This is a genomic window from Kribbella sp. NPDC005582 (genome assembly GCF_040605415.1).
Taxonomy (GTDB): Bacteria; Actinomycetota; Actinomycetes; order Propionibacteriales; family Kribbellaceae; genus Kribbella.
Genome location: NZ_JBEXCU010000008.1, coordinates 276540 through 290506, shown reverse-complemented (window position 1 = coordinate 290506; position 13967 = coordinate 276540). Strand labels below are relative to the sequence as shown.

Genomic DNA, 13967 nt, shown 5'->3' with positions numbered 1-13967 from the left:
CGCCCGGTACCCACATCACATGCGGTTGTAGCGTTTCCGCGCCTCGCGGCTCTCCTTCTGGGCCTCGCGAGCAGTACGCCGGGCTTCGTCGAGCTCGGCGCCCAGATTGTGCACGAGTTGCTGCGCCTCGGCCAGCGCCTCCCGGGCGTCGTCGAGTTGTTTGTCGAGATCCTCGACCTGGGCCTCCGCGGCCTGAGCCGCGGTGACGGCGTCCTCGAACGCCTTCTTCGCCTCGGCGCGGGCAGCCTGCCGCTCCGCCTCGGCACGCTCCTCCGCGGCGCGCTTCTCGGCGGCCAGCTTCTCCGCGGCCCGCTCCTCCGCGTCGCCACGCTCCCCGGCGGCCTGCTTGGCTGCGTCGCCACGCTCCGCCGTCTTGCCCGTCTTGGTCGCGGCAGTTTTCTCCCCCTCGGCCGCGGTCTTCTGGCGGGCGCGAGCGGCCTTGCGGCGTTCGTCGGTCAGCGGAGTGACGTTGGTGGGTTCGCCGTTCTCGTCCACGACACCGAAGCCAACGTGCCGCAGCGCGCTGCTCAGCCGGCCCTCCCGCACGGCATCACCCGCGGCGGGGTCGACCAGCGCGGCATCGAGCGTCTCGCGCAGCTTCTGGGTGACATCGGCACTGACCTTCTGATCGGCTGCCTTGGCCAGCCGCCCAGCCTCCTTGACCAACTTGTCCACCAGCTGGTGGCGTCGCGGAGTCAGCTCGCGCAACCGGTCGCCGTCCAGATCGGCGGTCGCCTCGCGGAACTCGTCGCCCAAGGCGATCAGGTCGTCCAGGTCGTCGGTCGCGTTGCGGGCCACCAGATTGGCGATCCAGGCGGCGACGGTCGGCTTCCGGAGCGCCTTCAGCCGGGTCGAACCCAGCTGGTCGCCGTCAGCCTTCAGCTGCTTGGCCAGCTCGTTGCGCGTCGCAATGAAGTCGGCAGCCGGTACGCCGTACAGCTGGTCGGCCGCGTCCTCGAAGTCCACCCGCCCGACGCTACCCGAAAGCTGACACGTTCTGGCAGGTTGAGCTGGTTGGCTGGCGTGGTGAACGAATGCTGCTCCGTCGTGGACCTCCGTCAGTACACGCTGCACCCGGGCCAACGCGACACGCTGGTCGACATCTTCGACGAACACTTCGTGGAGGGTCAGGAAGTGTGCGGCATGCACATCTCCGGTCAGTTCCGCGATCTCAACGACCCTGACCGGTTCGTCTGGCTCCGCGGCTTCCGCACGCTCGACGCCCGCGCCGAAGCCCTCAAGGCGTTCTACTACGGCCCGGTCTGGCGCGAGCACGCCGCAGCCGCCAACGCCACCATGCTCGACTCCGACAACGCGTTGCTGCTGCAGCCGATCCACCTGGGCTCGGACTATCCGAGCCCGGATTCGCCGCGACCGGCGGTCGGGGGAGGAGACTCCGAGACGGTGATCGGGGGCATGGTGCATCCGGCCGACGACGGCTTCGAGGAGCACTTCCGGCGGGAGATGCTTCCGGCGCTCGAGGAGCGTGGGATTTCGCCGCTGGCAATCTTCCGGACGCTGCCGGCGGCGAACAACTTCCCGGCGCTCCCGTTGCGCGATGACACCGTCCTGGTCTGGCTGGCACGGTTCACCGACGAGTCGGCGTACGAGCTCTTGAAGGGATGGGAAGGGCAGGAGTTGCGGCTCCGGCCGACGTCACGGTCGCAGCTCCGATAAATACGTTGCGCGGCTCGATGCGGCCGGGCATGCTGAATCCAACCGCGTGGCGACGAGCGCTACCTGGCTTAAGGAGGGCTGACGAATGGCAATCACTGTGCTGCGGCATGTCCGCGTCAGCCTCACCTCGAGCTTCAGGAGCACCTCCGTTGTCTTCAGACGTCTTTCGTACCGAATCTGAGCTTTTCTCTTTCGATTTCCAGCAGGTCGACGAAGAACTGGCGCCGAATCAGCGCTGGTCCACCTGGCTGGACGTCGAGCGCGGTTCTCGCGGGCCTGAGCCCCGCCCTTCGTGGGTGGTGACGGATCAGGCCGCGATCGACACCGAGCTCGGCGTCCTCAAAACCGGCAAGGAAGCTGATGTCTTCCTGGTCGAGCGCGCCGTCGAAGCCATCGGCGATGCGCCCGCACGGTCCTCGTTGCTGGCCGCCAAGCGGTACCGCACCGAGGAGCACCGGTCCTTTCATCGCAGTACGGCGTACGTCGAGGGCCGGCGGACCCGGAACAGCCGCGACAGCCGGGCGATGGCCAAGAAGACCCAGCACGGCCGCAGTGTGGCGTCCGGGCAGTGGGCCTATGCCGAATGGGACGCGCTGAACCGGTTGTGGAAGGCCGGTGTGCCGGTGCCGTACCCGGTCCAGATCGACGGGACCGAGTTGCTGATGGAGTTCATCGACGACGGTGAGGGTGGTGCCGCGCCGCGGCTCGCCCAGGTCCGCCCGTCGAAGCAACTGCTCGGCGAGTACTTCGAACAGTTGCGGAACGCCATGCGGGAGCTGGCCCGGGCCGGCCTCGCGCACGGCGACCTGTCGCCGTACAACGTGCTGGCCCAGGGCGAGCGGATCGTGATGATCGATCTGCCGCAGGTGATCGATGTCGTCGGTAACCCGAAGGGGATGGAGTTCCTGCTCCGGGACTGCCACAACATGGCGGCCTATTTCACCAGCAGGGGTTTGGAGATTGACGAACAGGAGTTGTTCGCCGATCTGCTCACGATGGTGTTCTGATCGCTTCCCGCAGCAACGGCACCAGCGCCACCAGCCGGTCGGGGTAGGCGTCGACGAGTCCGTCGACATGATTGCCTGCCTCGACCCGGTGGTAGGTGTGCAAGCCGGTTCGCCGCGCCATCGCGGCGTACACGTCGGAGTCCTGGCTGATCGGGAGCAAGCTGTCGTAGGTGCCGTGGATGGTGATCAGCGGCCGCTTGATCCGGCCGGTCAGTTCGACCCGCCGGATCGCTTGCTGCGCTTGCGGTCTGGTCGCATAGTCGTAGTCGCCCTCGGTTCCGGCGTAGGTCGGATCGAGCTCGGCCGCGTAGATCCGCTGAGTGAGTTTCCAATAGACGGTGTAGTGGTAGTCCCACAGGAACGCCGACCGCGGATCGAAGCCGGCCGCGGTGATCAGCTCGGGAGATTGTTGCTCGTAGCCCCTGATCGCCGGCGGAAGGAACGTGAAGAGGTTGGGCCCATCGGCCTTCCACAGCGTGCCTTCCAGGTCGACGCCGCGGGTGTAGAGCTCAGGGCGGTTCTCCAGTTGCCAGCGCACCAGGTAGCCGCCGTTCGAGATCCCCGCCGCGACGACCTCACGCGCCGGACGGCCGTAGTGCTGGGTGACCATGGTCCGCGCGGCTCGGGTGAGTTCGGTCATCCGCCGGTTCCACTCGACGATCGCATCGCCGGGACGTCGGCCGTCGGTGAAGAACTGCACGCCGGTGTTGCCCTTGTCGGTCGCCGCGTACGCGTAGCCGAGGGACAGGACATAGTCCGAGATCGCCTTGTCGCTCGCGTACTGCGCACGGACACCCGGCGAGCCGGCGACGACCAGCCCGCCGTTCCAGCGGTGCGGCAAGCGGATCACGAACTGCGCGTCGTGATTCCAGCCGTGGTTCGTGTTCGTGTGTGAGGTGTCCGGGAAGTAGCCGTCGACCTGCACACCCGGTACGGCGGCCGGGACCGGGAGACTGCGGTCGGTCAGCCCCGCGTAGTCGGCCGGATTCGTGTGGCCCGAGGCGACTGTCCCGGTCGTGGTCAGGTCGTCGAGAACGGCGGACTGCTGGTACGCCGCGCCCGGGACGCGCAGGGCTCGATGCGCGTCGGCAGGCACGGCATGGCTCGTGAGCAGGACGGTGGCGGCAGTGACGGCGAGGAGGCGGCGCATGTCGTCACGGTAGGAAGTGCCGCCGGATCAGGACATCGGGTCCGGCAACACATCCGGCGTACCGGTGGTGTGGCCTCAGGACACGGCTTTGGCAGCTTCGCGGCCGGCGGTGCGCCCGGTGAACAGGCAACCGCCGACGAAAGTGCCTTCGAGTGAGCGGTAGCCGTGCACGCCGCCGCCACCGAAGCCGGCCACCTCACCCGCCGCGTAGACACCAGGCAGTGGCGTGCCGTCCGTGCGCAGGACCCGCGACTCCAGGTCGGTCTGCAGACCGCCCAGGGACTTGCGGGTCAGGATGTTCAGCCGGACGGCGATGAGTGGGCCGGCCTTCGGGTCGAGGATCCGGTGCGGCGGCGCGACCCGGATCAGCTTGTCGCCGCGGTAGTTGCGGGCTCCGCGCAAGGCGGTGATCTGGAGATCCTTGGTGAAGGTGTTGGTCATCTCCCGGTCCCGGGCGACGATCTGGCGCTCGAGGTCGTCGAGGTTGATCAGGTTCTCACCGGTCAGATCGTTCATGCCGCGGACCAGGTCGGGCAGGTTCGAGCGGACGACGAAGTCGGCGCCCTGCTCCATGAACGCGCGCACCGGCGCGGTGGCGCCGCCGCGTGCCCGGCCGAGCACACCCTTGATGTCCTTGCCGGTCAGGTCCGGGTTCTGCTCCTGACCGGAGAGCGCGAACTCCTTCTCAATGATCTTTTGCGTGAGCACGAACCACGTGTAGTCGTAGCCGGTGGTCATGATGTGCTCGAGCGTGCCCAGGGTGTCGAAGCCGGGGAACAGCGGGACGGGCAGTCGCTTGCCGGTGGCATCGAACCAGAGCGAGGACGGGCCGGGCAGGATCCGGATGCCGTGCATCGGCCAGATCGGGTCCCAGTTCTGGATGCCCTCGGTGTAGTGCCACATCCGGTCGCGGTTCACGTACCGGCCGCCGGCCTTCTCGGTGATCGCGAGCATCCGGCCGTCGACATGCGCCGGTACGCCGCTGATCATCCGCTGCGGCGGTTCGCCCATCCGCTTCGGCCATTGCGCGCGGACGAGATCGTGGTTACCGCCGATGCCGCCGGAGGTGACGATCACCGCCTGGGCCGTCAGTTGGAAATCGCTGACCTCGGTCCGCGAGCTCTCCTGGCCACGCAGCACGCTGCTGGGCTCGAGGACCTTGCCGGAGACACCGTCGACGATGCCGCCGGTGACGGTCAGCTCGTCGACACGGTGCCGGAAGCGGAACTCCACCAAGCCCTTGCCCGCTGCCTCGCGGACGCGGCGTTCGAACGGCGCGACCAGGCCCGGGCCGGTGCCCCAGGTGATGTGGAAGCGCGGGACCGAGTTGCCGTGGCCGTCCGCGTTGTAGCCACCGCGCTCGGCCCAGCCGACCACGGGGAAGAACCGCACGCCCTGGGCATGCAGCCAGGACCGCTTCTCGCCGGCCGCGAAGTCGACGTACGCCTCGGCCCACTGCCGGGCCCACTTGTCCTCGTCGTCGAGCCGGTCGAACCCGGCCGAGCCGAGCCAGTCCTGCATCGCCAGCTCGCGGGAGTCCTTGATCCCCATCCGGCGCTGCTCGGGGGAGTCCACGAACATCAGACCGCCGAACGACCAGAACGCCTGACCGCCCAGCGACGCCTCCGGCTCCTGGTCCAGCAGCAGCACCTTCTTGCCCGCATCGGCGAGCTCCGCGGTCGCTGCCAGCCCGGCCAGTCCCGCCCCCACGACGATCACATCGGCGTCCATGGGGTCCATGTATACCGGACGGTAGCGAGGCATGGACTCAAGTGCTCATAATTGCAAGAATATGCCCCGTGACGATCCTTTCTGCGCATGATCTGATCCTGCCTGCCGCCTCGCTGGCCGGGGAGAACCCGCTGCCGCCGCTCCGCAGTCATCAAGAGGTGCACGAGGTCCGCAACCTCGCCGAGCTCCCCGCCGACCTGCAGGCGAACATCACGTACGGCGCCCTGCGCAGCACCCTGCCGTGTCTCGACCAGGACCGGTACGACCGGAAGCTCGTCGAGACGACGATTCCCTCGCTCGTCCTGGAGAACGACCACGTCCGGGCGATCGTGCTGCCGACCCTCGGCGGCCGGCTCTACTCGCTCGTCCACAAGGCGACCGACACCGAACTGCTCTATCGCAATCCCGTCTTCCAGCCCGCGAATCTCGCACTGCGCAACGCCTGGTTCGCCGGTGGCGTCGAGTGGAACGTCGGCAGCACCGGCCACTGGACCGGCACCTGCTCGCCGATGCACGCGGCCCGCGTCGAAGGCCCGGACGGTACGCCGATCCTGCGGCTCTGGGAGTTGGAGCGAACCCGGAATCTCGTGACGCAGCTCGACTTCTGGCTCCCCGCCGACTCCGAGTTCCTGTACGTCGGGGTCCGGCTGCAGAACCCCGCCGAGCACGACGTACCGGCGTACTGGTGGTCGAACATCGCGGTGGATCAGTCGGAGCGCACGCGGGTGCTGGTCCCGGCGGATCAAGCGTGGCGCTACGGGTACGGCGCTCGGCTGGACCTGATCGACGTGTCGAACGAGCTGACCTATCCGACCTGGCACGACAAGGCGGTCGACTTCTTCTTCGAGCCGCTATCCGGCGAGCGGCCGTGGATCGCGTCGGTCGATGCTGAAGGCAACGGATTGGCGCAGGCGTCCACTGAGCGGTTGCAGGGCCGGAAGCTGTTCGTCTGGGGTGAGGCTCCGGGCGGCCGCCGCTGGCAGGAATGGCTGGCGCCGGGTCTCGAAGGGCCTGGCTACGCGGAGATCCAGGCGGGACTGGCGCGGACCCAGATGGAGCACTTGAGGTTGCCTGCGGCAACTTCTTGGCAGTGGCTGGAGGCGTACGGGCGGGTGTCGGTGGATCCGGTCGCCGCACACGCGGACGACTGGCAGGTCGCCCGTCAGGCGGGTACCACGGCGCTGCAGGACGTGCTCGATGGATTGGCAGCGCGCGAGGCGGAGTGGTCGACTGTCGTGGATGCGGAGCCCGTGGAGCGGTTGGTCGTCGGGTCGGGCTGGGGTGCGTTGGAGCTGGCTCGGACCGGATGGTCGGTCTCCGCGGGTACGCCGTTCGACGCGGACACCATGACTGATCGGGAGCGCGCGTGGCTGCCGTTGCTGAACGGCGAGTTTCCGGCGACGGACGGCGTACCGGACGGGACGCTCGTTGCCTGGCGGGAGCTACTGGAGAAGGCGGCCGACAACTGGCTGGTCTGGTATCACCGCGGGGTCGCGCGGTACTACGCCGGTGACGAGGCGGGGGCGCTGGAGGCCTGGCGCGAGTCCGGCGACAACCCGTGGGCGCTGCGCAACATCGGTTTTGTCCAACGGGATGTGAAGGCATACGACCGAGCGCTCGAGCTCCGCCCCGACCTTGTCGAGTTGCAGGTCGAAGCGATCACACTCGCTCTCGACGTCGATCCGATGCGTGCCATGGAGTATCTCCGCGTCGCAGCGGACGATCCGCGGATCCAGGCTCTTCGAGTGCGCTACGCACTTGCTACCGGCGATCCGCAGCGAGCGCACGAACTGCTGGCTGAGGGCATTCAGCTCGCGACCGTCCGCGAGGGTGACAACCCGCTGACCGACTACTGGCTGGCCGCCGAAGAGGCGCTCGGAACCGGTCGCCCGGTGCCGCCGGAGTACCAGTTCGGCATGTCCGGAAGCTGACGGAGCAAATTCTTTGGCCGAACCTGGAACCGAGTAGCTCCAGACGGCGTCTCACCGACGTGCGGCAAGGGCCGCGCAGTCAGTTTCGACAACGACCGCGTCGCTCGCGGGCGACGCGTCGGGGGTGAGTGCCATGTTGACGATCGTTGTACTCGGTGGGTTCGGCCTGGTGCTGCTGGTCACCGCCTTGATCGTGGCGGATGTGGTCAGCGGTTCCCGGCGTGAGGCGAATCCAACGGGCAGTGAAGAAAAGACAGCAGGGCGGGTGATCCGGGTTCGCGGCCCGATCAGCGGCCGGTTGCAGGACGGTACCCCGGCCATCTACACCGAGGTCATCGTCGAGTACTACACCCGCCGGGGTGAGGGACCGTACGAGGTCGCTCGCAAACTTCCGGTCGGGAGCAGGACGTCGTACTGCAAGGGCGATCGGGTGATCGTCGCGTACGACGTGCGCACACCACGTCGCGGCCGGATCGCCGGCCGGGTCACGCACTGGCCCCAGCTGGGGCCGCGGGCGGGAGAGCCGCAGCCACAGCGGTAAATCTCCCGCACTTGGAGTCCCTCACCTGATGACAGGTGAGGGTTTTGTGATTACGCCGGGAAGTGCGGAGCGAGCAGGCTGTAAAGGGCGGGGAGCCCTTGGGACAGCACATACTCGGCTTCGTTGTCCGGCAAGCGGTCGGCGAGGTGCGCGAGCGCCTCGCCCATGGCGATGCTGACGGTGACCGCGAGCCGGAACTCGCGGCTGTCCTGCGCGCCGAACCGCGCCACCAGCAGCTCGGAGAACTCGCCGGCGTGCTGATCGTCGTACTCACCCGGCTGGGTCTCCAGGTCCGGGTCGCCGAGCCCGCTCAGCACGACCGCCCGGAAGCCCGGGTCCGTCCGGTGCATCTCGCGGAACGTCACCATCGTGACGTCGACGGCCTGCCGCCAGCTGGTCACCTCTGCCAGCCGGATGCTCACCGCCTCGGTGTAGCGGGCCTGGTTCCGGCGCTCGATCGCCTGGATCAGGCTGCGCTTGTCGGGGAAGTACCGGTAGACGCTGCCGACCGCGATCTCGGCCCGTTTCGCGATCCCACTGGTCGAGGCCGCGTCGTACCCGCGCTCGACCACCTCCGCGCAGGCGGCGTCCAGGATCCGCTCGACCTGCCGGCTGGCCCGGTCCTGGGTCGGCGTGCGACGCAGCGGATACGCGCCCGATGTCACCATGCGGCCATTGTGCCCCGAAAGGGGGACAACGTTGCCACCCTCGTGTGACAGATTGCCGTCAGATCTGCCTCATGTCTTCCGGGAGGGAACGCACCACATGCGCATCAGCAAATCGGTGGTCGCCGGGATCGCGACGACCGCGGTCGCCGCATCCGGTCTGGCCGGTTCGGCACTGACCACACAGACTTCAGCCGCCGGTACGTCGGCCGGCCTCAAGATGAACCAGATCCAGGTGATCGGGTCGCACAACTCCTACCACCGTGAGCTCAGCGACAACGAGAAGAAGATCCAGGTCGGGCAGAACCCAGGTGCGGTCGACCTCTGGTACTCGCACGCCCCGCTCGGTCAGCAGCTCGAGGACCAGCACGTCCGTCAGCTCGAGCTCGACCTCTTTCCGGACCCGAACGGCGGGCTCTACACCTACCCGTTGATCCGCAAGATCGCCGGGCTGCCGGCGCTCACCGACCCGGAGCTGGCCAAGCCCGGGATCAAGGTCATGCACATCGTCGACGTCGACTACAACACCGTCTGCCGCAGCTTCGTCCAGTGCCTGCAGCAGGTGAAGACCTGGTCCGACGCACACCCGTACGCCGCGCCGATCGTGATCAACCTCGAGCTCAAGCAGTCCGACCCGGCGATCGTCGCCCAGGGCGGAGTGAAGGCTCCGCCGTGGGATGCCGGCAACCTGAACACCGTCGACGCCGAGATCCGCTCGGTCTTCAGCGAGCAGCAGCTGCTGTCGCCGGACGACGTTCGCAAGCCCGGCCTGACGCTGGAGCAGTCCGTCACCACCAAGGGCTGGCCGACGCTCAAGAACGCGGTAGGCAAGGTCCTGTTCTACTTCGACAACGGTGGACCGGGCACGGAGATCCGCAACCTGTACCGCGAGGGCAAGCCGAACCTGGAGGGCCGGGCGGTCTTCACGCGCGGCGCCGAGGGCGAAGCGGACGCGGCGATCACGCAGGTGAACGACCCGCGGGGCGAGGGCGCCGCCGAGATCCAGCGCCTGGTGAAGAAGGGGTACCTGGTTCGGACCCGGTCGGACGAGCCGCTGTCGACGATCCGGAACAACGAGTTCAGCCGGGTCGGTATCGCGCTGGGCAGTGGTGCGCAGTTCGTCAGCACCGACTTCCCGGTGGCCGGGATGGCCGCACGGTACGACAGCGACTTCGTCGCCGAACTGCCCGGGGACACTCCCGTACGCTTGAACCCGGTAACCGGGCAGCCCGGGAAACACGTAGCGGAGAGGTGATCTGAGCATGTCGGAGCACGTGGTCGACGTCAGCTGGAGCCGTGGTGAGCACGAGTTCACCTATGACACCTACAGCCGCGACCACGAGTGGCGCTTCGACGGCGGCATCACCGTGCCCGGGTCCGCCAATCCGGCGTACCTGGGCAACCCCGGGCCGGTCGATCCCGAGGAAGCGTTCGTGGCGGCGATCTCGTCCTGCCACATGCTCACCTTCCTCGCGATCGCGGCCCGCAAGCGGCTGGTCGTGGACTCGTACGACGACCACGCGGTCGGCGTGATGGCGAAGAACGAGGCCGGCCGGGTCGCGGTCACCCAGGTGACGTTGCACCCGAAGATCGTCTGGGGCGCCGCCGAACCCGCGGCCGACGTACTGGACCGGTTGCACCACCTGGCGCATCAGGAGTGTTTCATCGCGAACTCGGTCACCACCGAAATCACTGTGGTGCACTAAAAAACCACCCACCGGGTCTGGCCTGAGCCTCGCGCAAGCGGCGTCAGGACAGTCGGTGGGTGGTTTGCGGTGCATCTCTGTGGTGATGCACCGTCACGGTTCCGGCGGCGCTGCACATGGGCGCCTCTGCGTTGGTGTGTGCGTCATCCGTGCGGTCCAACTCGGTGGGTAGGACCGTCCGGGTGCGCTGCCGGTTCCGTTCGTCCGGTTGGCGCCCTTACTGCTCAGCGGCGGCGTCGCTCCGGTCGTCTGTGGGTGTGGTCGTCTCGACGGTCCGGCCAAGCTCCGTGGCCAGTGCCGTCATCATTCGGTGGATCGTCATGCCAGTGAGACGCACCCCGGCCCCGGGTATGACGGGAAAATCGAGAAGTTTCTCGATGTGACCTAGGCCACTAGCTCTCGTCGAGGCCGTCGGGCCGCAACGGGACGAGTTTGCGGGCCTCGTCGTACGACGTGCCGGTCAGCTCCAGCAGGTCGACGACGGTGGAGCGGATCTGGCCGAGCACCACCACCGCGGACAACCCGGTCGGCAGCGGCATGTCCGCCGTACGGCGGCCGAGCTCGCCCAGCACGCGGTGGGCGGCGACCTTGGCGGCGGGCTCGAAGAGCGACTCCGCGATCAGGCGGGTGCCGTCGGCGAGGCGCTCGAGCAGCATCGGGTACTCGGCGGGCATCCGCTCGTCGCGCCAGACCGACACCGCACAGCGCCGTACCAGGACGCGGACGTTGCGGATCGCGCGGTCGAGCGGGATGACGAGGTCGGCGATCTGCTGAACGCGACCGCGGTGCCGCCGGCGGAACGGGGAGAGGCGGACGACGGCGACGCCCTCCGCGGCGGCACTGCGCAGGTCGTCGAGCATCGCCTCGCTGGCGCGGGCCCGTCTGAGCGCGTCGGTCAGCTCACGCTCATCGCGCTCTTCCTCGTGCGCTTCCTGGTCGGTCTTGTCGCGGAGCCCGTCGGCGGTCTCGACGAGGATCGCGGCGAGTTCGTTGAGCACCTCGGAGGCTTGTTGCCGTGGGCGCCTGATCGCGGCCGCCGGGGCGATCGTCGCCGCAGCCAGTGCGACGACACCGCCGAGCGCCGCATCCAGCCAGCGGCTGAAGCCGGCGCCGGGATTGGGCAGGAGGGTGGTGACGATCGCGGCCTGGACGCCGGCCTGGGTCGTCATCAGGGTGCCGGCGCCGAGCAGTACGGCGACGCTCATCGCGAGCGCGACCACGAAGATGATCTGCGGCACACCGGTACCGAAGAACCGCACGAACAGATCCCCGACGCCCACGCCGACGGCGACTCCGACCATCACCTCGGCGACCCGGCGCAGGCGCTGACCGAAGCTGAAGCCCAGGCAGACCATCGCGGCCACTGGTGCGAAGAACGGTTGCTTGTGACCGACGGCGTACCGGGCGAGGGCCCAGGCGACACCGGCCGCGAGCGCACACTGCGTGATGAAGAAGATCCGGTCCCGCCACCGCTCCAGGCGACGGCGAACCGAGGCGCGCGACCGCCGCGCGGCCTGCGGCGCGATGTCGTCGCGCAGCTCCCGCAACTGGTCCAACGTCAGCCTGACCGGATCCACGCGCCCTATTGTGCCCGGCTTGATTACTCGGGGCGTGTGGGGACACTGTGTCCCTATGAGTGAGCGGAGCGAACGATCAAAAGGCGCTGTCGAGATCTCGGGCGTGACGGAGCCGAGCGCTAGCGAGGTGGAGGCATGACCGAGAACAACCGCGAGGACTACGGCAGCTACAGCGTCGACGACGAGGACCAGCTGCAGGCGGAAGACACCCTGAACGACCGTGGGGTGGACGATCTGCTCGACGAGGGCTACTCGCCGCCCGAGAAGTGGTCCGCCGGTGAAGGTTTCGGCACCACCGCCGACGAAGCGCTCCAGGGCGAGACCCTCGACCAGCGCATCGCCCAGGAAGAGCCCGACGTCGACCCGTACGCCGAAGACGGCGAAGACGTCGGCGGCCCCGAAGTAGGCGTCCGCCGCTCCGGCCGCCTGGTAGCCCCCGACGAAGGCGCCCACTCAGACTCCGAGTCCGACCTGGTCGCCGAAGACGTCGGCTTCGACGGCGCCGCCGCCTCCGCCGAAGAAGCCGCCATCCACGTCGTCGACGACGAAGACAACTTCGAACTCGACGACGATGACGACACCGACCTCGCGTCCTACGAGAACGTAGACCTAGGCGATGTAACCGACCCCGAGAACTGACCTCAACGGCGGGTGACGATCACTCGCGTGCCGTGTTTGGGGACGAGGGTGACGTTCTTCGCCTGCGCGGGCTCAGGTAACGGGTCGGGTGCTTGGAGGTTGTAGGCGGCGAGGGTGGCGCGGAGGATCTCGGTGCCTTCCATCAGGGAGAACCCAGCACCGATGCACCGCCGTGCCCCACCGCCGAAGGGCATCCACGTGCCCGGCGCGGGCGGATCGTCGGACAGGAAGCGCGCCGGCCGGAACTCGGCCGGCGCGGGGAAGTGCTCAGCGTCGCGGTGGACGAGACCCATCGCGGCCAGGATTGTCGTACCACGCGGCAGCCGGTAGCCCGCCAGATCAGTCGTCTCGGTCAGTCGACGACCGACCTGATAAACCACCGGATGCAACCGCAGCGACTCCTTGACGATCGCCTCGAGCTCACCGTCAGCACCGTGATCAGCCGCCCGCTGCCCGAACGCGAGATCCTCCGGCCGCCGCGCCAGCTCATGGAAAGCCCAGGCCAGCGCGGTCGCCGTCGTCTCGTGCCCAGCCAGCAACAGCGTGACCAATTGATCCCGCAGCTCCACGTCGGTCCACTCACCGGCCGCTAGCAACCGCGACAGTACGTCGTTGCGTCCGGCAAGGTTTCCGCGCCGGCGCGCGATCTCGTCGTACAGGAGGTGGTCGATCTGCTCCTGTGCACGCAGGAAGGTCCGCCACGGCGGGATCCGTAGCAACGGCCGGTAGAGCCCGCCCAGCATGATGATCGGCGAGACCGAAACGATCTTGTCCACCAACGGCCGCAGCGTGTTCAGCCGACGATGATCGGTCACGCCGAAGATCACCTGCAGGATGATCTCCAGCGTCAGATTCCGCATCCGCTGGTGCACCTGGAACGGCGTACCGATCGGCCAGGTCGCGACCTCCGCGACCGCGAGCTCGTGCACCATCTCGGCGTACCCGCGCAGAGCCTGGCCGGAGAACGCCGGCATCAGTTGCCGACGCATCCGCACGTGGTCCTCATCATCGAGCAGGAGCAGCGAACTCGACCCCATCACCGGCTCGAGCGCGGTGTTGCCCTCACCGGCATGCATGACCGAAGGTGAGCCGCCGAACACCTCGCGGATGTGATCCGGCCGGCACAGCACGACACACACCCGGCTCTTCGGGACCAGGCGGATCGTGAAGACATCGCCGTACTGCGCTCGCATCCGCGGCAGGAATGTCTTGCGGTGGCTCGCGAACAGAGCGCTCTGCACCAACGTCGGCCAGCGTGGTCCGGGCGGCAGTGTGCGGGCGGTCTGCCGATCGAGGGTGCGGGAACCGAGCAGTGGTGTCGGAGCCATACCTTCCAAGCTACG

Annotated in this window: 13 protein-coding genes; 7 read left to right on the top strand and 6 right to left on the bottom strand. The window is 68.0% G+C overall.

Annotated features, from left to right (window positions below):
• Positions 1-15: 15 nt before the first annotated feature.
• Positions 16-966 (bottom strand): hypothetical protein, encoded by a 951-nt coding sequence (locus ABZS29_RS35380; protein WP_355468860.1) that lies wholly within the window; start codon positions 964-966, stop codon positions 16-18.
• 81 nt (positions 967-1047) lie between these two features.
• Between ABZS29_RS35380 and ABZS29_RS35375 the strand changes: the two genes are divergently transcribed.
• The gene (locus tag ABZS29_RS35375; protein ID WP_355468858.1) at positions 1048-1677 is read left to right on the top strand and encodes an NIPSNAP family protein; all 630 of its coding nucleotides are present in this window, start codon (positions 1048-1050) and stop codon (positions 1675-1677) included.
• A gap of 149 nt (positions 1678-1826) precedes the next feature.
• Positions 1827-2684, top strand: a complete 858-nt coding sequence (locus ABZS29_RS35370; RefSeq protein ID WP_355468856.1) for an RIO1 family regulatory kinase/ATPase — start codon at positions 1827-1829, stop codon at positions 2682-2684.
• Here the strand turns inward: ABZS29_RS35370 and ABZS29_RS35365 are convergent.
• Both ABZS29_RS35365 and ABZS29_RS35360 read right to left on the bottom strand, forming a co-directional pair.
• Positions 2668-3834: a tannase/feruloyl esterase family alpha/beta hydrolase gene (locus ABZS29_RS35365; protein ID WP_355468854.1), complete on the bottom strand. Its 1167-nt coding sequence runs from the start codon at positions 3832-3834 to the stop codon at positions 2668-2670. The two genes, ABZS29_RS35370 and ABZS29_RS35365, sit on opposite strands and share 17 nt — an antisense overlap.
• Before the next feature lie 75 nt (positions 3835-3909).
• The gene (locus tag ABZS29_RS35360; RefSeq protein WP_355468852.1) at positions 3910-5574 is read right to left on the bottom strand and encodes an FAD-binding dehydrogenase; all 1665 of its coding nucleotides are present in this window, start codon (positions 5572-5574) and stop codon (positions 3910-3912) included.
• A gap of 59 nt (positions 5575-5633) precedes the next feature.
• On the opposite strand from ABZS29_RS35360, the gene ABZS29_RS35355 reads away from it, so the two are divergent.
• Together ABZS29_RS35355 and ABZS29_RS35350 are read left to right on the top strand one after the other, a co-directional pair.
• Positions 5634-7496 (top strand): DUF5107 domain-containing protein, encoded by a 1863-nt coding sequence (locus ABZS29_RS35355; protein ID WP_355468850.1) that lies wholly within the window; start codon positions 5634-5636, stop codon positions 7494-7496.
• 133 nt (positions 7497-7629) lie between these two features.
• Positions 7630-8037 carry a DUF3592 domain-containing protein gene (locus tag ABZS29_RS35350; protein WP_355468848.1) on the top strand — a complete coding sequence of 136 codons (408 nt, stop codon included), beginning with the start codon at positions 7630-7632 and terminating at the stop codon, positions 8035-8037.
• 50 nt (positions 8038-8087) lie between these two features.
• On the opposite strand, the gene ABZS29_RS35345 is transcribed toward ABZS29_RS35350, so the two are convergent.
• The gene (locus ABZS29_RS35345) at positions 8088-8705 is read right to left on the bottom strand and encodes a TetR/AcrR family transcriptional regulator (protein ID WP_355468847.1); all 618 of its coding nucleotides are present in this window, start codon (positions 8703-8705) and stop codon (positions 8088-8090) included.
• A 97-nt stretch (positions 8706-8802) separates the two neighbouring features.
• Here ABZS29_RS35345 and ABZS29_RS35340 point away from each other — a divergent pair, with 97 nt between their 5' ends.
• Both ABZS29_RS35340 and ABZS29_RS35335 read left to right on the top strand, forming a co-directional pair.
• Positions 8803-9957 (top strand): phosphatidylinositol-specific phospholipase C1-like protein, encoded by a 1155-nt coding sequence (locus ABZS29_RS35340; RefSeq protein WP_355468845.1) that lies wholly within the window; start codon positions 8803-8805, stop codon positions 9955-9957.
• Positions 9958-9964: 7 nt separating this feature from the next.
• Positions 9965-10408: an OsmC family protein gene (locus tag ABZS29_RS35335; RefSeq protein ID WP_355468843.1), complete on the top strand. Its 444-nt coding sequence runs from the start codon at positions 9965-9967 to the stop codon at positions 10406-10408.
• Positions 10409-10800: 392 nt separating this feature from the next.
• Here the strand turns inward: ABZS29_RS35335 and ABZS29_RS35330 are convergent, their stop codons facing one another.
• Complete coding sequence (locus ABZS29_RS35330; RefSeq protein WP_355468841.1) at positions 10801-11985, bottom strand: FUSC family protein; 1185 nt, start codon at positions 11983-11985, stop codon at positions 10801-10803.
• Between the two features lie 135 nt (positions 11986-12120).
• Between ABZS29_RS35330 and ABZS29_RS35325 the strand changes: the two genes are divergently transcribed.
• The gene (locus tag ABZS29_RS35325) at positions 12121-12624 is read left to right on the top strand and encodes a DUF5709 domain-containing protein (RefSeq protein WP_355468839.1); all 504 of its coding nucleotides are present in this window, start codon (positions 12121-12123) and stop codon (positions 12622-12624) included.
• Between the two features lie 2 nt (positions 12625-12626).
• Here the strand turns inward: ABZS29_RS35325 and ABZS29_RS35320 are convergent, their stop codons facing one another.
• The gene (locus ABZS29_RS35320; RefSeq protein ID WP_355468837.1) at positions 12627-13952 is read right to left on the bottom strand and encodes a cytochrome P450; all 1326 of its coding nucleotides are present in this window, start codon (positions 13950-13952) and stop codon (positions 12627-12629) included.
• Positions 13953-13967 lie beyond the last annotated feature (15 nt).